23 protein-coding genes are annotated in these 23,162 nt (G+C 36.1%); 19 read left to right on the top strand and 4 right to left on the bottom strand.

Annotated elements, in window-relative coordinates; genetic code table 11:
• Window positions 1-84: 84 nt before the first annotated feature.
• Together ACQKNR_RS02360 and pyc are read left to right on the top strand one after the other, a co-directional pair.
• Window positions 85-1,266: an FtsW/RodA/SpoVE family cell cycle protein gene (locus ACQKNR_RS02360; protein WP_427315083.1), complete on the top strand. Its 1,182-nt coding sequence runs from the start codon at window positions 85-87 to the stop codon at window positions 1,264-1,266.
• Between the two features lie 335 nt (window positions 1,267-1,601).
• Complete coding sequence (pyc, locus tag ACQKNR_RS02355) at window positions 1,602-5,048, top strand: pyruvate carboxylase (RefSeq protein WP_427315081.1); 3,447 nt, start codon at window positions 1,602-1,604, stop codon at window positions 5,046-5,048.
• A 159-nt stretch (window positions 5,049-5,207) separates the two neighbouring features.
• Here pyc and ctaA read toward each other — a convergent pair whose 3' ends face one another.
• A complete protein-coding gene (gene ctaA / locus ACQKNR_RS02350; RefSeq protein ID WP_427315079.1) occupies window positions 5,208-6,143 on the bottom strand; it encodes a heme A synthase in 936 nt (311 codons plus the stop codon).
• A 497-nt stretch (window positions 6,144-6,640) separates the two neighbouring features.
• On the opposite strand from ctaA, the gene ctaB reads away from it, so the two are divergent.
• From ctaB to ACQKNR_RS02315, 7 genes are all read left to right on the top strand, one after another.
• A complete protein-coding gene (gene ctaB, locus ACQKNR_RS02345; RefSeq protein ID WP_427315078.1) occupies window positions 6,641-7,564 on the top strand; it encodes a protoheme IX farnesyltransferase in 924 nt (307 codons plus the stop codon).
• A 93-nt stretch (window positions 7,565-7,657) separates the two neighbouring features.
• A complete protein-coding gene (gene coxB, locus ACQKNR_RS02340) occupies window positions 7,658-8,707 on the top strand; it encodes a cytochrome c oxidase subunit II (RefSeq protein WP_427315076.1) in 1,050 nt (349 codons plus the stop codon).
• A gap of 60 nt (window positions 8,708-8,767) precedes the next feature.
• The gene (gene ctaD / locus ACQKNR_RS02335) at window positions 8,768-10,603 is read left to right on the top strand and encodes a cytochrome c oxidase subunit I (protein WP_427315801.1); all 1,836 of its coding nucleotides are present in this window, start codon (window positions 8,768-8,770) and stop codon (window positions 10,601-10,603) included.
• Window positions 10,603-11,226, top strand: a complete 624-nt coding sequence (ctaE, locus tag ACQKNR_RS02330; RefSeq protein ID WP_427315074.1) for a cytochrome c oxidase subunit III — start codon at window positions 10,603-10,605, stop codon at window positions 11,224-11,226. Before ctaD ends, ctaE begins: the two co-directional genes overlap by 1 nt.
• Before the next feature lie 3 nt (window positions 11,227-11,229).
• Window positions 11,230-11,562, top strand: a complete 333-nt coding sequence (gene ctaF, locus ACQKNR_RS02325) for a cytochrome c oxidase subunit IVB (RefSeq protein ID WP_000985706.1) — start codon at window positions 11,230-11,232, stop codon at window positions 11,560-11,562.
• An 85-nt stretch (window positions 11,563-11,647) separates the two neighbouring features.
• Window positions 11,648-12,553, top strand: coding sequence for a cytochrome c oxidase assembly factor CtaG (ctaG, locus tag ACQKNR_RS02320; protein ID WP_427315071.1), 906 nt, complete (start codon window positions 11,648-11,650; stop codon window positions 12,551-12,553).
• Between the two features lie 233 nt (window positions 12,554-12,786).
• A complete protein-coding gene (locus ACQKNR_RS02315; protein WP_000535796.1) occupies window positions 12,787-13,785 on the top strand; it encodes a formamidase in 999 nt (332 codons plus the stop codon).
• A 46-nt stretch (window positions 13,786-13,831) separates the two neighbouring features.
• Here the strand turns inward: ACQKNR_RS02315 and ACQKNR_RS02310 are convergent, their stop codons facing one another.
• A complete protein-coding gene (locus tag ACQKNR_RS02310) occupies window positions 13,832-14,197 on the bottom strand; it encodes a YugN family protein (protein WP_427315069.1) in 366 nt (121 codons plus the stop codon).
• 206 nt (window positions 14,198-14,403) lie between these two features.
• Here ACQKNR_RS02310 and ACQKNR_RS02305 point away from each other — a divergent pair, with 206 nt between their 5' ends.
• From ACQKNR_RS02305 to ACQKNR_RS02280, 6 genes are all read left to right on the top strand, one after another.
• Complete coding sequence (locus ACQKNR_RS02305; RefSeq protein WP_427315067.1) at window positions 14,404-15,438, top strand: CAP domain-containing protein; 1,035 nt, start codon at window positions 14,404-14,406, stop codon at window positions 15,436-15,438.
• A gap of 238 nt (window positions 15,439-15,676) precedes the next feature.
• The gene (locus ACQKNR_RS02300) at window positions 15,677-16,114 is read left to right on the top strand and encodes a YlbD family protein (protein WP_427315065.1); all 438 of its coding nucleotides are present in this window, start codon (window positions 15,677-15,679) and stop codon (window positions 16,112-16,114) included.
• A gap of 11 nt (window positions 16,115-16,125) precedes the next feature.
• Entirely contained in the window at window positions 16,126-16,371 is a 246-nt protein-coding gene (locus tag ACQKNR_RS02295) for a YlbE-like family protein (protein ID WP_193410080.1), read from the top strand.
• A gap of 76 nt (window positions 16,372-16,447) precedes the next feature.
• Window positions 16,448-17,020: a histidine phosphatase family protein gene (locus ACQKNR_RS02290; RefSeq protein ID WP_427315063.1), complete on the top strand. Its 573-nt coding sequence runs from the start codon at window positions 16,448-16,450 to the stop codon at window positions 17,018-17,020.
• A gap of 113 nt (window positions 17,021-17,133) precedes the next feature.
• Window positions 17,134-17,586, top strand: a complete 453-nt coding sequence (locus ACQKNR_RS02285; protein WP_427315061.1) for a YlbF family regulator — start codon at window positions 17,134-17,136, stop codon at window positions 17,584-17,586.
• A 127-nt stretch (window positions 17,587-17,713) separates the two neighbouring features.
• Window positions 17,714-17,980 (top strand): YlbG family protein, encoded by a 267-nt coding sequence (locus ACQKNR_RS02280; protein ID WP_002093356.1) that lies wholly within the window; start codon window positions 17,714-17,716, stop codon window positions 17,978-17,980.
• Between the two features lie 55 nt (window positions 17,981-18,035).
• Here ACQKNR_RS02280 and ACQKNR_RS02275 read toward each other — a convergent pair whose 3' ends face one another.
• On the bottom strand, window positions 18,036-18,425 hold the full coding sequence (locus ACQKNR_RS02275; protein WP_427315059.1) for a DUF7147 family protein: 390 nt from the start codon (window positions 18,423-18,425) through the stop codon (window positions 18,036-18,038).
• 532 nt (window positions 18,426-18,957) lie between these two features.
• Between ACQKNR_RS02275 and rsmD the strand changes: the two genes are divergently transcribed.
• Entirely contained in the window at window positions 18,958-19,524 is a 567-nt protein-coding gene (gene rsmD / locus ACQKNR_RS02270; RefSeq protein ID WP_427315057.1) for a 16S rRNA (guanine(966)-N(2))-methyltransferase RsmD, read from the top strand.
• The gene (coaD, locus tag ACQKNR_RS02265; RefSeq protein WP_193410075.1) at window positions 19,521-20,012 is read left to right on the top strand and encodes a pantetheine-phosphate adenylyltransferase; all 492 of its coding nucleotides are present in this window, start codon (window positions 19,521-19,523) and stop codon (window positions 20,010-20,012) included. Before rsmD ends, coaD begins: the two co-directional genes overlap by 4 nt.
• Here the strand turns inward: coaD and ylbJ are convergent.
• On the bottom strand, window positions 20,004-21,233 hold the full coding sequence (ylbJ, locus tag ACQKNR_RS02260) for a sporulation integral membrane protein YlbJ (protein ID WP_427315056.1): 1,230 nt from the start codon (window positions 21,231-21,233) through the stop codon (window positions 20,004-20,006). The two genes, coaD and ylbJ, sit on opposite strands and share 9 nt — an antisense overlap.
• A 113-nt stretch (window positions 21,234-21,346) precedes the next feature.
• Between ylbJ and ACQKNR_RS02255 the strand changes: the two genes are divergently transcribed.
• Both ACQKNR_RS02255 and ACQKNR_RS02250 read left to right on the top strand, forming a co-directional pair.
• On the top strand, window positions 21,347-22,138 hold the full coding sequence (locus tag ACQKNR_RS02255; protein WP_427315055.1) for a patatin-like phospholipase family protein: 792 nt from the start codon (window positions 21,347-21,349) through the stop codon (window positions 22,136-22,138).
• The gene (locus ACQKNR_RS02250; RefSeq protein ID WP_427315053.1) at window positions 22,131-23,156 is read left to right on the top strand and encodes a SepM family pheromone-processing serine protease; all 1,026 of its coding nucleotides are present in this window, start codon (window positions 22,131-22,133) and stop codon (window positions 23,154-23,156) included. Before ACQKNR_RS02255 ends, ACQKNR_RS02250 begins: the two co-directional genes overlap by 8 nt.
• Window positions 23,157-23,162 lie beyond the last annotated feature (6 nt).

The following is a 23,162-nucleotide window of genomic DNA, read 5'->3' as shown; positions in this document are numbered from 1 at the left end:
TTTTATTTGTATAATAAAGCAGGAAGAATCAATGTACATATGGAATACAACAATAATTAAATTGAAACAGAAAGAGGAAATGAAATGAAAAAAGTATGGAAATCAATGGATTATTCATTATTACTTCCTCTTATTATCTTATGTGTGTTGGGAGTTATAATGGTATATAGTTCTAGTTCCATTGTTGCGATTTCGTCGAAATATAACTGGCCAGCAGATTACTTTTTTAAAAAACAATTATTTGCTCTAGCTGTTGGAACGATAATGTTAGTGATTATCGTTTCCATTCCTTATACATTTTGGAGAAAGCGAATAGTTTTGATCGCAATGGGAATGGGGAGTCTAGGTCTATTATTAGCAGCCTTAGTTTTCGGTCAGGTCATAAATGGTGCAAAAGGATGGATATTAGGTATACAACCAGCTGAGTTTGTAAAAATAACGGTTATTATTACGCTAGCAAACTTTTTTGCTAAGAAACAAGAGACGCAAACAGCTTTTGTACAAGGGATAATTCCTCCTATGTTTATTGTTGGTGGATCGATGCTATTAATTTTATTACAAAATGACTTGGGAACTGACATATTAATAGGTGGAACGGTGTTAATAGTGTTCTTTTGTTCAGGGGTTAATGTGAATTTGTGGATAAAAAGGTTTTTGTTAACATCTATCGTATGGATTCCAGCGTTATATTTTATCGGAAGCTATAAATTAAGTCCATACCAAAAAGCTCGATTTTCAGTTTTTCTTGATCCATTTAGTGATCCGCAAAAGGATGGATTTCAATTAATAAATTCATTTATTGGAATTGCCTCAGGTGGGTTAAATGGTAGAGGATTAGGGAATAGTATACAAAAGTATGGTTACTTGCCAGAACCGCAAACGGATTTTATTATGGCAATTATATCTGAAGAACTAGGTTTTGTAGGTGTAGCTATCATTTTAATCTGTTTATTACTTATTATCATTCGTTCGCTTAGAGTGGCCCAAAAATGTAAAAATTCATTTGGAAGTTTAATTGCGATTGGAATTGCAAGTTTAATTGGAATACAAACTTTTGTTAATGTTGGTGGTATGTCCGGATTAATACCACTTACAGGAGTACCTTTACCGTTTATTAGTTATGGTGGTAGTTCCTTATTAGCTAATCTACTCGCGATGGGGATATTATTGAATATTGCTAGTCATGTAAAACGACAAGAGAAACAACAAAATGAGATAATGAAAGAAAGAGAACAAGATGGACCACGTCTTGTAGTTGTAAAATAAAAACACATTGTGCTTTAGAGCGCGATGTGTTTTTATTTACTTTTAAGAAATGTTAAATATGATATATTAATTGATTATAACATTAAAAAATATATCACATTTAATTAAATGTGATATACAATTAAGTTGTTAGAAAAGTAAGAGGTATGCTATACTATTTTTGTGAAACAAATTGATTAGAAAACTTATCATTTGTTAAAAAATAAGGTATGATGGATAAAAATAAAGTGAAGCTTTCTAAGTATAATATAATGTGGAAAGTGAAGAACTTCACGCTCTTTAGGGTGTGTATATATTTTATCTCTAGAGTGGTAGGAAAGTAGAGGGGGAAAATCATGACAAAGCTGCAACGTATTCAAAAAGTATTGGTAGCTAACCGTGGAGAGATTGCAATTCGTGTGTTTCGAGCATGTTCGGAACTTGGATTAAAAACAGTTGCAATCTATTCTAAAGAGGATAGTGGTTCTTATCATCGCTATAAAGCCGATGAGTCCTATTTAGTTGGGGAAGGGAAAAAACCAATTGATGCTTATCTAGATATTGAAGGCATTATTGAGATTGCGAAAAGTAATCATGTAGATGCAATCCACCCTGGATATGGTTTCTTGTCAGAAAATATTCAATTCGCGAAACGTTGTGAAGAAGAAGGTATTATCTTTATCGGTCCGAAAAGTAAGCATTTAGATATGTTTGGAGATAAAGTGAAAGCAAGAACACAAGCGCAGCTAGCACAAATCCCAGTTATTCCTGGTAGTGATGGTCCAGTAGATACGTTAGAAGAAGTTGAAGAATTTGCTGAAAAGTATGATTACCCGATTATTATTAAAGCTTCTCTTGGTGGTGGCGGTCGAGGTATGCGTATTGTGCGTACTAGTGAAGAATTAAGAGAATCGTATAATCGAGCGAAATCAGAAGCGAAAGCAGCTTTTGGTAATGATGAAGTGTACGTTGAAAAATTCGTTGAAAAACCTAAACATATAGAAGTACAAATTTTAGCAGATGAAGAAGGCAATGTGGTTCACTTATACGAGCGTGACTGTTCTGTGCAACGTCGTCACCAAAAAGTTGTAGAAATTGCACCGAGTGTATCGCTTTCAGATGATTTGCGTCAGCGTATTTGTGATGCTGCTGTTAAGTTAACGAAAAATGTAAACTATTTAAACGCAGGAACGGTAGAATTCCTTGTAAAAGGTGATGAGTTTTACTTCATTGAAGTAAATCCGCGTGTTCAAGTTGAACATACGATTACAGAGATGATTACAGGAGTGGATATCGTTCAATCGCAAATTTTAATAGCTGATGGACATGCATTACATAGTAAAATGGTAGGTGTTCCTAAGCAAGAGGACGTTGTTGTGCATGGATTTGCAATCCAATCCCGTGTAACGACTGAGGATCCACTAAATAATTTCATGCCGGATACAGGAAAAATTATGGCGTATCGATCAGGCGGTGGTTTCGGTGTTCGTCTTGATACAGGTAATAGCTTCCAAGGTGCAGTTATTACACCGTACTACGACTCTTTACTTGTAAAAGTTACAACTTGGGCGCTTACTTTTGAACAAGCTGCTGCAAAAATGGAACGTAACTTAAAAGAATTCCGTATTCGTGGTATTAAAACAAATATTCCATTCCTAGAGAATGTAGTAAAACATAAAAACTTCTTATCGGGAGAATATGACACTTCATTTATTGATGCGTCACCTGAACTATTCTTGTTCCCAAAACGTAAAGACCGCGGAACAAAAATGCTAAACTACATTGGTACAGTAACGGTGAATGGCTTCCCAGGAGTAGGGAAAAAAGAGAAGCCAATTTTCCCGGATGCTCGTATACCAGATGTAAAACATTCAGAGCCGATCCAAAATGGAACGAAACAAATTTTGGATGAGCGTGGAGCAGATGGATTAGTAAAGTGGGTACAAGATCAAAAACGTGTACTTTTAACTGATACAACATTCCGTGATGCGCATCAATCTTTACTTGCGACGCGTATTCGTACAAAAGATTTACATCAAATTGCAGAGCCGACAGCGAGAATGTTACCAAATTTATTCTCAGCGGAAATGTGGGGCGGTGCAACGTTTGATGTTGCGTATCGTTTCTTAAAAGAAGATCCATGGGAACGATTACTAGATCTTCGTGAAAAAATGCCGAACGTTTTATTCCAAATGTTACTTCGTTCTTCAAATGCAGTTGGTTACAAAAACTATCCGGATAATTTAATTCAAAAGTTTGTGGAGTGTTCTGCTCAAGCTGGAATTGATGTATTCCGTATTTTTGATAGCTTAAACTGGGTAGAAGGTATGAGAGTTGCGATTGATGCTGTACGAGATACTGGTAAAATTGCAGAAGCAACAATGTGCTATACAGGAGATATTCACGATCCGTTACGTAGTAAATATGATTTAAATTATTATAAAAACTTAGCAAAAGAGTTGGAAGCATCAGGAGCTCATATATTAGGGATTAAAGATATGGCAGGTTTATTAAAACCTAACGCGGCATATGATTTAGTTTCTGCATTAAAAGAGACTGTATCGATTCCGATTCACCTGCACACACACGATACGAGTGGAAATGGGATATTAACGTATACGAAGGCAATTGAAGCAGGTGTTGACATTGTCGATGTGGCAGTGAGTTCTATGGCTGGTCAAACGTCACAACCAAGTGCGAACACACTATACTATGCGTTAGGCGGAAACGAAAGACAGCCAGACGTTAATATAGATTCATTAGAAAAACTATCTCATTATTGGGAAGATGTCAGAAAATACTATGCTCCATTTGAAAGTGGTATGAATGCACCTCATACGGAGGTATATATGCACGAAATGCCGGGCGGGCAGTATAGTAATCTTCAACAACAAGCGAAGGCGGTTGGTTTAGGAGATCGCTTTGATGAAGTGAAAGTAATGTACCGTCGTGTGAATGACATGTTTGGAGACATTGTAAAAGTAACGCCATCTTCAAAAGTTGTTGGTGATATGGCATTATTTATGGTTCAAAACCATCTGACAGAACAAGATATTTTAGAACGTGGACATGCTATGGACTTCCCGGGGTCTGTTGTTGAAATGTTCTCTGGCGATTTAGGCCAACCGTACGGTGGTTTCCCGAAAGAATTACAAAAGATTATTTTAAAAGGGAAAGAGCCGTTAACAGTAAGACCAGGTGAATTACTAGAGCCAGTAGATTTCGATGCTTTAAAAGAAGAATTATTCCATAAACTTGGACGCGAAGTAACGATTTTTGATGTAGTTGCGTATGCATTGTATCCAAAAGTATTTATGGATTACGAAAAAGTTGCTGAGCTTTATGGAAATGTATCTGTGCTTGATACGCCGACATTCTTCTATGGTATGAGACTTGGCGAAGAAATTGATGTGGAAATTGAACAAGGTAAAACATTGATGGTTAAGCTAGTATCAATTGGAGAACCTCAACCGGATGGAAATCGTGTTCTTTACTTAGAATTTAACGGCCAACCACGTGAGATTGTTGTGAAAGACGAAAGTGTGAAAGCGACAGTAGCACAACGTGTGAAAGGAAACCGTGAAAATCCAAACCACATTAGTGCAACAATGCCAGGAACGGTTATTAAAGTAGTTGTAAAAGAAGGCGATGAAGTGAAAAAAGGCGATTCTATGGCAATTACGGAAGCGATGAAAATGGAAACGACAGTTCAAGCGCCGTTCAGTGGTAAAGTGAAGAAAGTATATGTTAACGATGGAGATGCAATTCAAACGGGTGACTTACTCATTGAATTAGATCATTAAAATATAAAAGAGCTGTGTGAAAGCACAGCTCTTTTTTTATCTTGTAAAAATCCGATTGGTGTTGGCTAATAACCAGTGAAAGAGAATAAAAAACGTCACGGATTAAAGTTTCCTTGTCTTATAAAAAATACCTTGCCGAAATGGCAAGGTATTTAATACTTATTTTGTTCGTTTAGAAGTCAACTCGGCTTCTTTTGCGTTCACTTTACTTCTTGTACCTAACATAACTAAATAGCATAATACTGCAAATAAGCAAGAAATGAATAGGGAATGTAATAATGCCATTGATAAGCTAGCATTTGTATATACGACTAAAACTCCTACAACAGCTTGAAGTGTTACAAGGATAAAGGAAATAATCCATCCCCAGTATACTACGCGTTGTTGTTTGTATTGGCGAATAGCAATAATCATTACGTATAGTATCCAAATGAATATTAATATCGCTGCAGCTCTATGTCCCATTTGAACCCACTCATGTAGTTGGGTTGGCCATGGTCTATTTTTGCTACATAAAGGGAAGTCTGGACAGGCTAAGCTAGCTCGTTCGTGACGCACTAAAGCGCCTGTGTAGACGACAATATAACTGTAAATTGTTACACCATAAATATGGAATTTCATTTTTTTGTCCATAATAAGTGAACGCGCATCAAATTTCTGATCGATTTCAAAAATAAGGCACGTTAACAAAATGACAGAAGCGAATGAAATTAAGGAAATTCCGAAATGGATAGCAAGTACAGCGGGAATTTGCCCCCAAACAACTGCTGCCGCTCCCATCAATGCTTGTGCAACTAAAAATACGAAGGATAAAATTGCTAACGTTTTTGTTTCACGCACATGTTTATAATATTTCCAGGACAAAATACAAAGGAGAGTGACAAGAATCCCTGCTGATCCTGATGTTAAACGGTGACTTAGTTCAATAATAGTTTCCATTGATAAATTAGATGGAACAAATTCACCGTTACAAAGTGGCCATGATTTACCGCAACCTTGGCCAGAACCTGTTTTTGTAACTAAAGCGCCTCCTAATAAAACTATTAGTAAATCAAGACTTGTAATGACTGCTAACCATTTAATAAAGCGTTGCAATCTCTTTCACCATCTTTCTGCTATGAAGTTATTGCGAAATATTTTCATTCCATTATGTATAGAATAAAACGCGCTAGTTCCTATGATATATAAAAAATAATAAAATAGCAAAGAAATGGAGGTGGAAGACAAAGGAGAGAAAATAGGTGTGAAAACAGAAAAAATAAGGGAATTTTTAGGTGAAAAATAGGCTATTTTGAAAAGAAATGGGGAGAATACGTGTTAAATATGACAAAATAGTTTATTATAGAAGGTAACATCATGTTATGATAAGGATAAGTCAGAATTAAGTTTTTTATATTCGACACAAAAAGTTCATGTTTTCTTCACAAAATGTTCGGGAAATATGATTTAATATATTGGAGTATGGGCGTAGATTAGTAGTAGAATGGGTTAACAATATTTCTACTGTAATAATATTGCTATATAGAAGCGAATTATTTCATTCGAAATAGGCGCAAAAAGAAAGATGAAAGTTTTAAGAGGGGGTTAAAGTGATGAACCATGCAACAAGTGAGCTGCATGATGAGTCAGCTGTAACAAGTGTACCGGAAACAACTCGGCTACAAGATTTATCAGCGCTCGTTAAAATGGGGATTGTAAATTCAAATACACTTACTGTATTTACAGGATTTTGGTTGGCGTTGCACTTTAATGAATTAAGTGTGATGGACAATCTGGATAAGTTATTTTTTACAATCGTTGGTTCTGCATTAATTATGGCAGGGGTATGTTGTTTAAATAACTACATTGATCGAGACATCGATCCGTTAATGGAAAGAACAAAAAACCGTCCAACGGTTACTGGAAAGTATAAACCAGGATTTGTACTTACATTTGGACTTGTCATATTACTACTTGGCTTTGTATTCTTATTATTAACAACACCAATGGCAGTATTAATGGGATTTATTGGTGCTTTCACATACGTTGTCCTATATACTTTATGGACAAAGAGAAAGTATACACTAAATACTGTTGTAGGTAGTATATCTGGAGCAGTTCCACCTTTAATTGGATGGGCAGCAATCGATCCATCTTTAGGTCATCCAATTGCTTGGATGTTATTTTTAATTATGTTTATTTGGCAAATCCCACATTTCCTCGCATTAGCGATGAAACGTGTTGATGAATATCGAAATGCAGGAATTCCAATGCTTCCTGTAGTACATGGATTTGAAATTACGAAACGCCAAATTATGATTTGGACTGTATGTTTATTACCACTACCATTTTATATGAGTGGACTTGGGATAACATTTATGGTAATTGCAACTTTGCTGAACATCGGATGGATCGTATTAGGATTTTATGGCTTCCGTAAGCAGGATGACATCAAATGGTCCGTACAAATGTTTGTTTATTCCCTAAATTATTTAACAATCTTATTTGTATCAATGATTGTAGTTACATTCTTCTAAGACAACGACATAATTGGATTTCTTTACGTTGAGATTTACTTTACTTAACTATAAAGTACAATCTAATTCACAAAGAAAGTGGGGGTTGTTTGTATGAAGAAACAGTGGCGACTGCTTTCGTTCGTTTCACTGCTGGCTTTACTGTTAGGGGGATGCGGTAAAGCCTTTCAATCTACTTTAATTCCGCAAGGGGAAGTAGCAAAAATGCAATATGATTTACTCTTACTAGCGAGTGCGATCATGGTAGGAGTAGTACTAGTAGTTACTATTATTTTCTTATATGTAATTGTGCGTTTCCGACAAAAGAGAGGTCAGGAAGATTATATTCCAGAGCAAGTTGAAGGGAATCACAAACTAGAAATTATATGGACAGTTATTCCGATTATACTTTTACTAATCTTAGCTGTTCCGACGGTTACATATACATTCAAACTTGCTGATGTAAGTGCGATGGAGAAAAAGAATATTGATAAAGATACGATCGTTGTTGATGTAACAGCGAATCTTTATTGGTGGGAATTTTCTTATAAATCAGAAAAAATAGTAACTTCTCAAGATTTAGTCATCCCTACAGGTAAGAAAGTGTATTTGAATTTGAAGGGCGCCGATATTAAACATTCATTTTGGGTTCCATCTTTAGCTGGGAAAATGGATACAAATACAGATAATGTAAACAAAATGTGGTTAAAGGCAGATAAATCGGGCACTTATAATGGTTTTTGTACAGAATTTTGCGGCCCATCACATTCTTTAATGCAATTCAAAGTGAAAGCTTTAGATGAAAGCGAGTACAAAAAATGGCTTGCTGATATGAAGAAAATTGATGGGAAAAAAGAAGTAGCTTCAACAAAGGCGCAAGAAGGCCAAGAAATATTTAATAAAAGCTGTATTGGTTGTCATGCAGTTGGATCTAATGATAATAGACCACCTTCCGCTCGTATCGCACCAAACTTAGCAAACTTTGCTGATCGCGATATGGTTGCCGGTATTGCCGAAAACAATGAAGAAAACGTAAAAAAATGGCTGAAAGATCCTGAAAATATGAAGCCGGGAAATAAAATGACTGGTAAATATGGCAACTTAACGGATGATCAAATTGATGCATTAAATGCATACTTACAAACGTTAAAGGTTGAAAAGTAAAGAGGGATTATTCGCGAAGGGGAGGTTGAAAACGTGAGTTCTGTAGCAAAAAAACAGGGGATGGGTGCTGTCATATGGGATTATTTAACGACAGTAGACCATAAAAAGATTGCCATTCTCTATTTAATTGCAGGTGGGTTGTTTTTTATAATAGGCGGAATAGAAGCACTATTTATTCGCCTTCAATTAGCGATTCCTAACAACGCCTTTCTTGTTGGGGATGCTTATAATCAAGTATTAACGATGCACGGTACAACAATGATTTTCCTCGCAGCTATGCCACTCGTGTTTGCATTTATGAACGCCGCTGTACCACTTCAAATTGGTGCGCGAGATGTAGCGTTCCCGTTTTTAAATTCACTCGGATTTTGGTTATTTTTCTTTGGTGGAGTATTTTTAAATTTAAGTTGGTTTTTAGGAGGAGCTCCTGATGCAGGGTGGACATCTTATGCATCTTTAGCCTTAGCATCTAAAGGACATGGTGTTGATTTTTATGTACTTGGCTTGCAAATTTCAGGTATTGGTACATTAATTGGAGGTATTAACTTCCTAGTTACAATTATTAATATGCGTGCACCAGGAATGACGTACATGCGTATGCCGATGTTTACATGGACAACATTTGTAACATCTTCACTTATATTATTTGCTTTTCCGCCATTAACTGTAGGATTAGGACTGTTAATGTTAGATCGTTTATTCGGCACAAGTTTCTTTAATCCAGCATTGGGTGGGAACACAATTATATGGGAGCATTTATTCTGGATTTTCGGTCATCCAGAAGTATACATTCTTATACTCCCAGCTTTCGGAATATTCTCAGAAATCTTCGCGACATTTTCGAAAAAACGATTATTTGGTTATTCATCGATGGTATTTGCGACAGTATTAATCGGATTTTTAGGATTTATGGTATGGGCGCATCATATGTTTACGGTTGGTCTTGGTCCAGTTGCAAATGCTATTTTTTCAGTTGCAACAATGGCGATTGCAGTTCCAACAGGTATTAAAATATTTAACTGGCTCTTTACAATGTGGGGCGGAAGTATTCGTTTTACGACACCGATGATGTGGGCAGTAGCTTTTATTCCATCATTCGTAATGGGTGGAGTTACAGGTGTTATGCTTGCATCTGCGCCAGCTGATTATCAATTTCATGATAACTATTTCGTAGTAGCGCACTTTCATTATGTAATCGTCGGCGGTGTTGTATTTGGTTTACTTGCAGGGGCTCATTATTACTGGCCACTGATGTTTAATAAAGTATTAAATGAAACATTAGGGAAGATAACATTCTGGTTGTTCTTTATCGGTTTCCATTTAACGTTCTTTATTCAGCACTTCCTTGGATTAATTGGGATGCCACGTCGTTACTACACATATCTTGAAGGGCAAGGATTGGAAATGGGGAATATGATTAGTTCTGTTGGAGCGGCGTTTATGGCTCTCGGAACAATTGTTCTTTTATTCAATGTAATTAAAACAACGGTATCAAAAGAGAAGGCTGGCCGTGATCCGTGGGATGGACGTACATTAGAATGGACAATGCCAGCACCTACACCGGAATACAATTTCAAACAATTGCCATTTGTCCGTGGATTAGATCCGTTTTGGATTGAAAAACGTGAAGGTAATAAAGAGATGACAGCGGCGGAACCAGTTGGTGATATTCATATGCCAAATGCTTCATTTTCACCATTTATCATTTCTCTAGGCTTATTCATAGCGGCATTCGGTGCAATGTATATGCAAGGTGGGAAAGATAAGTTCTGGTTATTAGTAGCAATTATTGGTTTAATCATTACATTTGGCACAATGTTCCTACGTTCAGTAATCGATGATCACGGATATCATATTCATAAGGAAGATTTAGAGGATAAGGGGGGCAAGGCGTAATGCATGTAGATGACAAATTAACGAATGAAACATTTCCAGCAGAGCCTGAAAAAGCAACCCTTGAGGGGAAAAATAAGTTTGTCGGTTTTTGGTTATTTCTTGGAGGCGAAACAGTTTTGTTCGCTTCCTTATTTGGCACATATTTAGCGCTAAAAAACTCTACAAATGGTGGGCCAACATCCCAAGAGATGTTCCAAATGCCACTTGTTTTCATTATGACGATGCTTTTGTTAACGAGTAGTTTAACGAGTGTATATGCGATGTATCATATGAAAAATTTCAACTTTAAGAAAATGCAACTTTGGTTACTTGTAACAGTGTTGCTTGGCTTAGGATTTTTAGGGTTTGAAATATATGAGTTTTATCATTATACGCATGAATTTAAGCATACTATGAGAAGTAGTGCATTTGGTTCAGCCTTTTATGCTCTTGTTGGTACACATGGACTTCACGTATTGTTTGGCTTGTGTTGGATTTTAACATTAATCTTTAGAAATGCGAAGAGGGGCCTCAATTTATACAATGCACCGAAGTTTTATGTTGCATCAATTTATTGGCACTTTATTGACGTAGTTTGGGTGTTTATTTTCACTGTAGTATATTTAATGGGAATGGTGGGATAAACAATGGCAATTAAACAAACGAATAATCCTAAAGTTGATCTTGTTTATCGGAAGAGAAAAAGTGCAGAGGAGATGAGGCACCAAGTTATTACGTTTGCACTAATGATTTTTCTAACATTAGTTGCATTTGTAGCGGTGGCATATCCAAAAACTTTTAGTCCGATTTTCTCTGTTCCTTTTATTTTGCTATTAGCAGTGGTGCAAGTAATTTTTCAATTGTACTATTTTATGCATATGAGCCATAAAGGACATGAAGCGGCAAGTTTCTTTCTTTATTCTGGTCTGTTAATAGGGTTAATTACAATTTTAGCTTTTATGACAATCGTGTGGATTTGAGGAATAAGAAATAAGGGGGCTTGTGTTGGCACAGCCCCCTCTTCATATTATGTGAAAGGATAATATTAAGAAGGTGGGTGTTATAATGAGTAACTTATGGATATTTGGTTTTCAAGCTCTATGGAGTCCAATCTTTTTATTATTTATGCTTTCGATTCTTATTGGGTACTTCTTAATTATTGGACCATATAGAACTCGATTTGAAAATGCGACGGAGGTAAGTAAAAAGCAAGTTTTTTATTTTACGACTGGGATTGTTCTTTTGTATTTTGTAAAGGGAGGACCTATTGATTTAATTGGTCATATTATATTTAGTGCACATATGTTTGAAATGGCAGTCATGTACATTGCAGTTCCACCGTTATTATTGCTGGGTATACCAGTTTGGTTATATCGTTACATTACTTCTTTTAAGTTCGTTCAAATTATGTTAAATCTATTTGCTAAACCACTTATTGCATTGTTTGTATTTAATGGCCTGTTTTCTTTTTATCATTTGCCAGTTGTATTTGATACAGTAAAACAAAGTCAAATTGCTCATCCTATTTGCCTTGCTATATTGTTTTTTGCAGCAATCATGATGTGGTGGCCGATGTTAAATCCGTTACCAGAATATCAAACGTTAAGTGATATAAAGAAACTTGGTTACATGTTTGCTAATGGTATATTATTAACGCCAGCTTGTGCGCTAATCATCTTTGCAACTGCACCGCTATTTGCAACGTATACGGACCCAGCAGCTTGGATGAAAGCAATGGAACTATGTGTACCAGCGGGAACTTTATCAGATTTAAATATAACTGGACCAGAATTTTTACACTGGATGCCAGTAGTACAAGACCAACAAACGGGCGGCATCATTATGAAAATTGTCCAGGAAATAGTATACGGTACGATTATCGGCTATGTGTTCTTTAGATGGGCACGTAGAGAGCGTGAAAAAGATAAAGAGCAATTACAAGAGCTACCACCGTACTTACAGACTAAGTAGAGAAGTGTATGGGATCCCATACACTTTTTTCTTTTTTAGTTGTGGCGTTCGAAAAAGATTGAATTTTCAATCTTTTTGTGTTAACCTAGTGTAGGCATGTACTAAAAGTGGATATAGAATTTACTACTAGCCTTAATACGTAATATTTCCATATGTAGTGCTAGTTTTTTAGAGAGTTACAAATTTATATTGTTACCTTTAATAAACACGAACTATTTTAAGGGGGAATTTAAATGGGTAGTAGTGGAAGTATGGTAAAGCCGATTAGTGGTTTTTTAACAGCGTTAATTCAATATCCAGTACCGGTAGTAGAGTCGCGTGCAGACATTGATAAACAAATTAAACAGATCATAAAAACAATTCATTCAACGAAATCAGGTTATCCTGGATTAGAATTGATAGTATTTCCCGAATATAGTACACAAGGACTCAATACAAAAAAGTGGACTACAGAAGAGTTTTTATGCACAGTTCCTGGGCCAGAAACAGACTTATTTGCTGAGGCATGTAAAGAATCTGAAGTATATGGTGTTTTTTCGATAATGGAAAGAAATCCTGATGGTGGAGAACCGTATAATACAGCAATTATTATTGATCCACAGGGTGAAATGATTTTGAAGTATCGTAAGTTAAATCCTTGGGTGCCAGTCGAACCTTGGAAAGCTGGAGATTTAGGCTTACCTGTTTGTGATGGACCTGGAGGAAGTAAATTAGCTGTTTGTATTTGTCATGATGGCATGTTTCCTGAAGTAGCCCGTGAAGCAGCCTATAAAGGTGCAAATGTCTTGATTCGTATTTCTGGATATAGCACACAAGTTAGTGAACAATGGATGTTAACCAATCGTTCAAATGCATGGCAAAATTTAATGTATACATTGTCAGTGAACTTAGCGGGTTATGATGGTGTATTTTATTACTTTGGTGAAGGACAAGTATGTAATTTTGATGGGACTACTTTAGTGCAGGGACACCGAAACCCTTGGGAGATTGTTACTGCTGAAGTATATCCAGAGCTAGCAGATCAGGCTAGATTAGGATGGGGTCTAGAAAATAATATATATAATTTAGGTTCAAGGGGGTATGTCGCAACTCCTGGTGGGGTGAAAGAAAACCCGTATACGTTTGTAAAAGATTTAGCTGAAGGTAAATATAAAGTCCCTTGGGAAGATGAGATTAAAGTAAAAGATGGATCGATTTATGGGTATCCAGTCAAAAAGACGATTCATTCTTAGGAAAGATAAATAGAACAAGCGCATCAATATGATGCGCTTGTTCTATTTACTCAATAATTTGAAATTCTTTTAACTCTTTTTCGACATTTTGTAGGAGTTGTTCGCTTTTTTGGAGTACATTCGTTGGGAAAGCCTCATCATCACCATATTCAACTCCGTGAGGATAATAATGTTTTCCTAATAAGGGAGGGAGTAGTTTTATTTCAGCGTGTCTGCTGCCGATGTCCCCTTCAACAGCAATACCTTGCACTCGTAAATAATAAACATCCTTTAATATTTCAAATTTATAATCGTATGTAACCCGTTCATAATCCCACTGTCCAGCAAGTACAAAATGGTTCTTTTCCATAATTTCAGTTAATAGTGTTAAATCAACGACTGCTCCATTAAATTTCGTATTTGTAAATTGCATATAATACCTCCTTTTTTAATGTTACATCATTATTTTTATAATAGTATGAATAATAAGAAAGTGCAATTCATATTGAGAGAAAAGGGATAATCAAGACTTTTTTTGCGAAAATATGATATAGTGAAAAGAGTACGGTACACACAAAAAAGGAAAGAAAAGGATTTGTGTATATCTCAATTTTATGTTTTGTGCAGGAGGTATATCGTTTGAAGAAATTATTGCGTATCGTAATGATTACATTTTTAATTTTAGCTGTTGATTTATACGGGAAATTACTCGTTTCACAATATATATTAACCCCATCTCAATCAAAGCAAGAAAATAAGATTGTGAAAAAGAAAAAGCAAGTCAATGAAGACGCCTCAGCCACTGTTTTAAATATGCTTGGTGGGGATTCTGAAAATTTATTAGCAAAGTGGGGCGAACCATCTCGAATAGAGCCATCTGCTTACGGATATGAATGGTGGGTGTACAATCAAGATTTAGCTCAGTATGTTCAATTTGGAGTTGCTGAACGTAAAGTTGTAACGGCATATGTTGCTGGTGAGCAAGTTAAGGTGCCGCCTTATTATATAAATGAAAAATATGAAGAAGTATATAAAAAGAATCCGTTCTCACATGAGATTTCATTAAAAAAAGGAAAGAATAGTTTTCAATTTGAGCTATCTGATACGGAAGTAATGGAACAACCATTAATACCCGTAGAAGATGGATGGGCACAATTATATTTTGATCATTTTACCCACGAGCTTGTTGGTGTTCGTTATATGGATGATGAATCGTTATTACGCCAAAGACCGTATCAGCTTGTTTATTCAGGGGAATTAACTGCAGAACAGCCATTGACTCCAGAAAAAATGAAACAAGTGGAGACTGGAAATACGCAGCAAATTTTTGATTTAACAAATATTATTCGAAGTCGTCATGAGTTACCGTTGTTAACATGGGATCAACAAACAGCAGACGTTGCATTTGGTCACAGTAAAGATATGAAGGACAATAATTATTTTTCACACGATTCACCTACATTAGGTACGTTAGGAGATCGTTTGCAACGTGGACAAATAGGGTTTCAGCTTGCTGGTGAGAACATAGCGGCACAACATAGTGATGGAATTGCGGCGGTGCAAGGTTGGTTAAATAGTGAGGGCCATAGAAAAAATTTATTAAATGAACAATTTACCGGATTAGGTGTTGGGGTATATGATAAATTTTATACGCAAAACTTTATTCGAAAATAAAGTGAAACTTTAAGTGGTGGGATGTATATTTTACCGTGAATTATTAGTTCTTACTAATGGGGCTTTTGCGAGTGGTTATTCTCCCGGCTAATTCTCTAGCATTCATTGAATTGTAAGGTGTGAATCTTACCGCATGTGAATAGCGAGATAAGAAGGTGCATGAATCGTCTAAAAATAGGCGAACCATGCGCCTTTTTTTTCTTACAATATAGTAGGTATATATGAAGAGGTGAGGATTATGCCAACAACAAAAGGGCCGTTACATCCATCGGTTCAACAGTTTAAAGAATTTGTAAACCACCACCCTAAAATGGTTCATGAGGTTAGAAATGGTCAAAAAACTTGGCAACAATTTTATGAAGAGTGGTACTTACTTGGTGAAGAAGATCCAATATGGGCAAGTTATAGACCTGATGGAGCCCCTACTTTTTCTTCAGTAAAAGAAAATAAAAAGGAAAAAGATAATCGGACTGAAGAGGAAAAAACTGCTGATGTGATGGGGCAAATGCTTTCTTTCTTTAAAAAGCTAGACGTGGAACAAATGCAGCACCATTTAGCCAATGTGACGAGTGCCATTGGGAGCGTGCAACAAGTTATTCAGCAATTTCAAGGGAAACGCACGCAGCAAGAACAAAGTACTTCAGAAAATAATCCATTTTTCTTTCAGAAGGATTAGGGGGAAAGATGATGAGAGCAGAACTTATGGAGTTTATAAAAGCTGATGAGGATTTATCTCGCTATATTCGAGAGCAACCGTACTGGTATAGGAAGTTAACGCGAAATCCCGAAGAAAAAGAAGCTTTTGAGCTGGCCGCTATGCAACATTTCAAAAAAACGATACCAGATAAAGTAGAAAAATTTCAAAATCAATTGGCAGTTGCTTCGATCATGATTGATATGTTTCAGTATATGAAGCAGCAAAATACGACATAATTGGAAGGGGAAACTATGTCCGTCATGCAGAACTTTTGTTACAATAGAAGCGGATTATTAAAAAAGGAGTTGCAGCATGACAGAAATTTGTTTAGTACGACATGGACAAACTGATTGGAATTTTCAAGAGATTATTCAGGGGCGTGAAGATATTCCGCTTAATGAGGTTGGGAAGAAGCAAGCGAGTCAAAGTGCAGCTGCTTTGCAAGCAGAATCATGGGATATAATTATAAGTAGCCCGTTAATTAGAGCGCAAGAAACGGCTAAGGAAATCGCAGAGGCTGCTGGAGTACAATCAATTTTATTAGATGAGCGATTTGTTGAGCGGAATTTTGGAGAGGCTTCAGGGAAGCCGGTTGTGGATGTTAGGGAGTTAATTGCAGAGGGGAAAGTAGAAGGTATGGAGCAAGATGAGGAAATTGTAGCTCGTTGCTTTGCTGCTTTGAAAGATGTTGCCGCAACTCATTCTGGCAAACGTATTATCATTGTTGCCCATTCACATGCGATCAAAGCAATTTTACATGCAATTGCACCAGATGAAATTTCGTTTAAGACCCCATTAAAAAACGCGTGTATTAGTTATGTGAAAGAAAAAAGCGGGGAATGGGATGTTCTTAAATATAATATTGCGGAACATATTAATGTATAAGCGTATCGGAGAGTGTGTGAAAAAGAGTTAGAGTTATATCTTTTTTTAGTGAGGCACTTCCATTAGTAGTTCTATTCTAAATGTGGTATGATGAATACTCGGAGGTGTCTCTCATGATTGTAGCGACGCTAGAAAGCGTATTATTATTAGATAAAGCAGAACAGCTTGCAAAAGCGATTATCTGTTCAGATATAGCAGAAGATTATCGTAAGTGTTATAAAGAATTGCATGAAGATAGGGAAGTTCAGACGTTAATTCAGCAATTTACAGCGATGAAAGAACGATATGAGGAAGTGCAGCGTTTTGGTAAATACCATCCTGACTATACTTATGTATCGACGAAAATGAGGGAATTAAAGCGTTCTGTAGACTTGCATGATAAGATTGCAGCCTTTAAACGAGTAGAAAACGCTTTGCAAAAGTTATTAGATGAGGTTAGTGTAGCAATCGGTTCGGAGGTATCCTCTTCCATTAAAGTTCCAACAGGAAATCCATTTTTTGATGCTGGTGGGTGTAGTGGAGGTTGTGGTACCGGTGGAGGTTGCGGTTGTAAAAAAACGGGGTGACTTACCCCGTTTTTTAGAAGATGGAAGAAAACGTATACAGAGTTTGTCCTATAATGTCGTAAATTTCTGATTGGTTTTCATAAAACATAAAAATATAAGTTTTTAAAAGGAGAAGATGGAGAAGATTATGTTCGGGCAACGACAAAGTATGATTGTTTATTTACATTCATTGAAACATGCCAAGATTTTAAGGAAATATGGTAACATACATTACATATCAAAACGATTAAAGTATGCAGTTGTATATTGTGATATGGAACAAATTGAGCATATGATGCATAAATTGAACAAACTTCCTTTTGTGAAAAAGATAGAACAGTCGTACCGCCCGTTTTTAAAAACGGAATTTGAAAATTCCCGTCCTGATCGGGCAAAAGAATACGATTATAGCTAAGTAAAAAAATCCCCCGCTAAATTTAACGGGGGATTTTTTTACTTGAAATAACGTGTTATTTCATTGGAGGAATAAAATTGTTCATTCGTAAAATACCAATGAGATGATTAAAAAATAGTTCTTTTTCAGGGAAAGTGGTTGATGGTTTTACAGTAAAGGTAGTAACTTTTTTTCCGAGTTGTTCTGCCGTTTCTTCAAATAAAACGACACGTTTACTTTTTTTATTTTCAAGTATAGGAATGCCTTCACGACATATGTATAATGGTTGGAAATCACCAGTAGTTGTCGGTTTTAATATTACAGCAAGTGAGCATACTTTTTTATCGTTTTTTATCGTTTCAAATTGTAACATATGTGTTATACGTTCTTGATTTGCTTTGGCAATCTCAAGTAATTCATATAAATCAGAGTAACCTTCTCCGAGTTCTATAAAGCGTTGAATCATATTTATTCCTCCTCTTTCTTTTACTGTACCATCTCACTTTTTAAATGAAAAGTGGACAAAGAAAAAAACCCTGCAAAGCAGGGCCCTTCTTATACTAGTATGTACTAGTAAGAAGGCAAAGGGAGAGGAGAAACCGGAGGAAGAACTTATGGGGAAACGTAAGTCTTCTCCGCGGTTGGCAACAACATCGAAGGTGATGTTGTTATATTTATTTATGTCCAATCTAAAGGAAGATATACATTAATGAAATTAAAATTTATGATAGGCTTTTTATTTTTCTTTTTTTTATTTTATGATAGGATAAAAAAGATAAAGTGGAACTCATGTACATAATGGTTTCGTGTTCGCGAATAGTGAAATGAATACATAAAAAATGGCGAGCGGTTATTTTAAGCTAAAGTTCCCTATCGTAATGTGAAGGGTGAATGGTGAATGGAAGACTTCATAAATAGTATAGTTTGGTAGCGGTTACCGAATTGAGAAGAGTTTTCTGTAATCGCACGATAGATTGAAATAAAGGTAGTGACAACAGATGAGAGTAGTTTCAGGAAAATGTAAAGGGCACCCACTTAAAGCGGTTCCTGGTAATACAACACGTCCAACGACAGATAAAGTGAAAGAATCTATTTTTAATATGATAGGCCCTTATTTTGATGGTGGTACCGCTCTTGATTTATTTGGCGGTAGTGGTGGCCTTGGGATTGAGGCTATAAGTAGAGGGATTGATAAAGCAATTTTTGTTGATCGAGATAGTAAAGCGATAAAAGTAATTCATCAAAATTTAGAAAGTTGTAGAATACATGAACAAGCTGAAGTGTATCGAAATGATGCAGAGCGTGCGGTGAAGGCACTAATAAAGCGTGAAGTATCATTCGATCTTATACTAATCGATCCTCCATATAAAGATCAAAAAATTGTGTCTTTAATAAGTGTGATGGATCAACATGGATTGCTCCACAGAGATGGGTTAATTATGTCAGAGCATGGAAATGATGTGGTTTTACCTGATTCTATAGGAGACCTTGTAAAAGTACGAGCTGAAAATTATGGGATTACAGCAATATCGATTTATAAGTATGAAGGTGAGGGGACAGAATGACAAGTATAGCGATTTCTTCCGGAAGTTTTGATCCAATTACCCTTGGACATCTAGATATTATTAAAAGGGGAGCGAAAGTATTTGATGAGGTGTACGTAGTTGTTTTAAACAATTCATCAAAAAAACCATTCTTTTCAGTTGAAGAGCGTCTAGAGTTAATTCGAGAAGCAACAAAGGATATCCCAAATGTAAAAGTGGATTCGCATAGTGGGCTATTAGTGGAATATGCAAAAATGCGTAATGCAAATGCAATTTTACGTGGTTTACGAGCGGTCTCTGATTTTGAATATGAGATGCAAATTACTTCTATGAACCGAAAATTAGATGAAAATATTGAAACTTTCTTTATTATGACAAACAATCAATATTCATTTTTAAGCTCGAGTATTGTGAAAGAAGTTGCGAGATATGGAGGAAGTGTGGTAGATCTTGTTCCTCCTGTTGTCGAGCGTGCGTTAAAGGAAAAGTTTCAAACCCCGTTAAAGTGAACGGGGTTTTTCTTTATTACTGCGTAAAAACAATAAGATAACATATAAATATAAACAAAATAATGTAAATATTGGTCCGTAGTGTACAAAAGATGACCAAATCTTATTTAGTACAAAAGAATGATTTGATAAAAAAACGGGAATATCTTTTTGCATAGGTGAAAAAGAACTTACTTTTTCATAAAAGGGTCCCCAAAATATAACGGTAAAAATAGGTGCGAGAATGCTTTGAATAATTCGCGCGAAAAAATATGGTTTAAATCGGATGTCTGTTTCGGCTAAAATGCTGGCAACTTGGGCCTGAATAGAAAGACCGCTAAATGCTAAAATGAAGCTTGTTACCATAGCCTGTTGAAGAAGTTGTGTTTCATTTATTTGACTAATCATTTGGCTTCCGAGTGTCATTTCAAAAATGCCAGATAATACAGGAATACTAAATTCGGTTGATAGTTGGAAGAATGATAAAATATGTTGCATAATAAAAGAAAGTGCTGCTGTGATATGAAAAACAGTAATCATTTTATTTAAAACAGAGAATAAAATAATAAACCCGCCAATCATAAGTAATGTTTGAACAGAAGAAACGATAGCATCCCCGAGTAATTTTCCTATCGGTCTTTTTTCTTGCATACGTGTCTGATGGAGGATTGGAAAAGGATTTTGAAAGGGACGTTTTTTAGTAGTGTGTTTGTCGTTTGGGTGAGTAGTGTTATTACCGTAAAAACGCATAAGCAACCCGACCGCGAAGTTACTTAAATAATGTGCAGCGGCTAATACGATTCCTAATTTCGGATTATTGAAAAAACCGATAGAAACAGCTCCGAAAATAAAAAGTGGGTTAGAAGAGTTTGTGAAAGATACAAGGCGCTCTGCTTCAATTTGTGTTAGTTGATTACTTTTACGTAGTCTAGCGCTTAATTTTGCGCCAGCAGGGAATCCTGAAGCCATTCCCATTGCCCAAACAAATCCACCTATCCCTGGAACACGGAACAATGGCCGCATTAGTGGTTCTAATATGACGCCGATAAATTTTACAACACCAATACTAATTAGAAGTTCCGCAATAATGAAAAACGGTAATAGTGAAGGGAATACAACTTCCCACCATATATTTAACCCTCGAATGGAAGCTTGCAAAGCATCTTGGGGGTGGAGTACAAGAGAAAAGGTTAAAAATAATGTTGATATGGTAAGGAAAGCGGTTTTCCATTTTTCATACATGTAAGTAAATCCCCCTTTGTCCCAAAAAACGTTCATTTCAGTATACGTGGATACGTGATGAATTTAGACCATAAGTATGAAAAAGGAATGAAAAAAATTAAAGGGTGAGAAAAATGAAAGAACCGAAGATTGGTTTAGCGCTTGGATCTGGGGGAGCGAAAGGATTTGCTCATATTGGCGTTATAAAAGTTTTAAGGGAAGCTGGTATACCGATTCATATGATTGCAGGGAGTAGTATGGGGGCTTTAATAGGTACATTTTACGCAGCTGGCTGTAACGTCGAAAGATTGTATAAACTAGCGACTGTTTTTAAAAGGAAATATTATTTGGATTTCACAGTGCCCAAAATGGGATTTATTGCTGGAAAACGTGTAAAAGATATGATTAAAATGTTTACATATAATAAAACTATAGAAGAGTTAGATATCCCAACTGCTGTTGTGGCTACTGACATCTTGAAGGGGGAAAAAGTGGTTTTTACAAGTGGTCCTGTTGCAGAGGCAGTGAGGGCTAGTATATCTGTACCTGGAGTGTTCGTACCAGAGAAAATAGATGGGCGATTATTAGTGGATGGCGGAGTTATTGATCGCATTCCGGTTTCGGTTGTGAAAGAGTTAGGTGCTGATATTGTTATTGCTGTTGATGTATCTCCAATCAAGGTGAATGGTGAGGTTACGTCGATTTATGATGTAATTATGCAGAGTATTGAAATTATGCAACATGAGCTTGTGATGAATCGACAAATTGCATCGGATTTAATGATGCGACCAGCTGTAGAACAATTTAGTTCGCGTGCTTTTACAAACATTGAAGACATTATTCGAGTCGGAGAAGTAGAAGCAGAAAAACATGTTACAAATATCAATTTATTAATTGAGAAGTGGAAGGAGAAACATAATGTTTAAGCGTTTTCGGTTTATATATGCAATTTTAATAGGTGTTATATTGGCGATGTTACTTGTTTATGTGCGTTTGCCATATTATGTAACAAAACCAGGGATGGCAGCAAAATTAGAGCCATACGTTCAAGTTGAGGGTGGAACAAAAGAATCTGGTGATTTTATGCTTGTTACGGTTTCAATGGGACCGGCAAATGTGGTGAATTTAATAGCAGCGCAGTTTAATAAATATACACATATTTCGAAGGCAGAAGAAATATTACAAAAAGGTGAGAGTGATGAAGAATATCAATTTCGCCAAGAATATGCAATGAAAGATTCACAAAATGCAGCAATTTATAATGCGTATAAACAAGCGAACCGTTCGGTTTCTTTTGAAAATAAAGGCGTACTAGTTGCTGGTGTAGCGAAGGGGATGCCATCAGAAGGGAAGCTTAAACTTGGTGATGTCATTATAGCTGTGGATGGAAAAACATTTGAAAAGACGGAGCAATTTATTGAGTATATGACAGGTAAAAAAGAAGGTGATACTGTAAGTATTGAGTATAAGCGAAATGGAAAACAATTGAAAGAAAATTTAAATGTAAAGACAATTCCTAATGGGAATGGACGTGTCGGAATAGGTGTCTCTATCGTTACGGAGAGAGAATTAGTGGTAGATCCGAAAGTGAAAATTGATTCTCATGAAATAGGTGGGCCATCAGCGGGCTTAATGTTTACATTAGAAATATATAATCAACTTGTGGAAGAAGATTTAACAAAAGGACATGAAATAGCTGGAACAGGTACAATTAATGAAAAAGGAGAAATTGGCCCAATCGGTGGTATAAAGCAGAAAGTGGTGGCTGCTAGTGATGCTGGTGCTGAAGTGTTCTTTGCACCAAATGAAAAAGGTGCGGAGAAATCGAATTATAAAGATGCACTTGAGGCTGCGAAAGACATTAAAACAAAAATGAAAATTGTACCAGTGGATACGCTGGATGATGCGTTAATGTATTTGGGGAAAATGGGTGAGAAAAAATAAACCTCT

This window comes from Bacillus sp. NPDC094077 (genome assembly GCF_050279465.1).
Lineage (GTDB): Bacteria > Bacillota > Bacilli > Bacillales > Bacillaceae_G > Bacillus_A.
The sequence above is the reverse complement of the archived record's forward strand: the minus strand, read 5'-3'. Positions and strand labels throughout refer to the sequence as shown.

Excerpts from the sequence above, each read along its gene's own strand:
- pyc (WP_427315081.1), top strand. The coding sequence starts at position 1,602 with ATGACAAAGCTGCAACGTATTCAAAAAGTATTGGTAGCTAACCGTGGA.
- ACQKNR_RS02250 (WP_427315053.1), top strand. The coding sequence starts at position 22,131 with ATGTTTAAGCGTTTTCGGTTTATATATGCAATTTTAATAGGTGTTATA.
- ctaD (WP_427315801.1), top strand. The coding sequence starts at position 8,768 with ATGGGTGCTGTCATATGGGATTATTTAACGACAGTAGACCATAAAAAG.
- ctaG (WP_427315071.1), top strand. The coding sequence starts at position 11,648 with ATGAGTAACTTATGGATATTTGGTTTTCAAGCTCTATGGAGTCCAATC.
- ACQKNR_RS02295 (WP_193410080.1), top strand. The coding sequence starts at position 16,126 with ATGAGAGCAGAACTTATGGAGTTTATAAAAGCTGATGAGGATTTATCT.
- coaD (WP_193410075.1), top strand. The coding sequence starts at position 19,521 with ATGACAAGTATAGCGATTTCTTCCGGAAGTTTTGATCCAATTACCCTT.
- ctaE (WP_427315074.1), top strand. The coding sequence starts at position 10,603 with ATGCATGTAGATGACAAATTAACGAATGAAACATTTCCAGCAGAGCCT.
- ACQKNR_RS02310 (WP_427315069.1), bottom strand. The coding sequence starts at position 14,197 with ATGCAATTTACAAATACGAAATTTAATGGAGCAGTCGTTGATTTAACA.
- ACQKNR_RS02255 (WP_427315055.1), top strand. The coding sequence starts at position 21,347 with ATGAAAGAACCGAAGATTGGTTTAGCGCTTGGATCTGGGGGAGCGAAA.
- ACQKNR_RS02275 (WP_427315059.1), bottom strand. The coding sequence starts at position 18,425 with ATGATTCAACGCTTTATAGAACTCGGAGAAGGTTACTCTGATTTATAT.
- rsmD (WP_427315057.1), top strand. The coding sequence starts at position 18,958 with ATGAGAGTAGTTTCAGGAAAATGTAAAGGGCACCCACTTAAAGCGGTT.
- ylbJ (WP_427315056.1), bottom strand. The coding sequence starts at position 21,233 with ATGTATGAAAAATGGAAAACCGCTTTCCTTACCATATCAACATTATTT.
- ACQKNR_RS02285 (WP_427315061.1), top strand. The coding sequence starts at position 17,134 with ATGATTGTAGCGACGCTAGAAAGCGTATTATTATTAGATAAAGCAGAA.
- ACQKNR_RS02315 (WP_000535796.1), top strand. The coding sequence starts at position 12,787 with ATGGGTAGTAGTGGAAGTATGGTAAAGCCGATTAGTGGTTTTTTAACA.
- coxB (WP_427315076.1), top strand. The coding sequence starts at position 7,658 with ATGAAGAAACAGTGGCGACTGCTTTCGTTCGTTTCACTGCTGGCTTTA.
- ACQKNR_RS02280 (WP_002093356.1), top strand. The coding sequence starts at position 17,714 with ATGTTCGGGCAACGACAAAGTATGATTGTTTATTTACATTCATTGAAA.
- ctaF (WP_000985706.1), top strand. The coding sequence starts at position 11,230 with ATGGCAATTAAACAAACGAATAATCCTAAAGTTGATCTTGTTTATCGG.
- ACQKNR_RS02360 (WP_427315083.1), top strand. The coding sequence starts at position 85 with ATGAAAAAAGTATGGAAATCAATGGATTATTCATTATTACTTCCTCTT.
- ctaB (WP_427315078.1), top strand. The coding sequence starts at position 6,641 with ATGAACCATGCAACAAGTGAGCTGCATGATGAGTCAGCTGTAACAAGT.
- ACQKNR_RS02300 (WP_427315065.1), top strand. The coding sequence starts at position 15,677 with ATGCCAACAACAAAAGGGCCGTTACATCCATCGGTTCAACAGTTTAAA.
- ACQKNR_RS02290 (WP_427315063.1), top strand. The coding sequence starts at position 16,448 with ATGACAGAAATTTGTTTAGTACGACATGGACAAACTGATTGGAATTTT.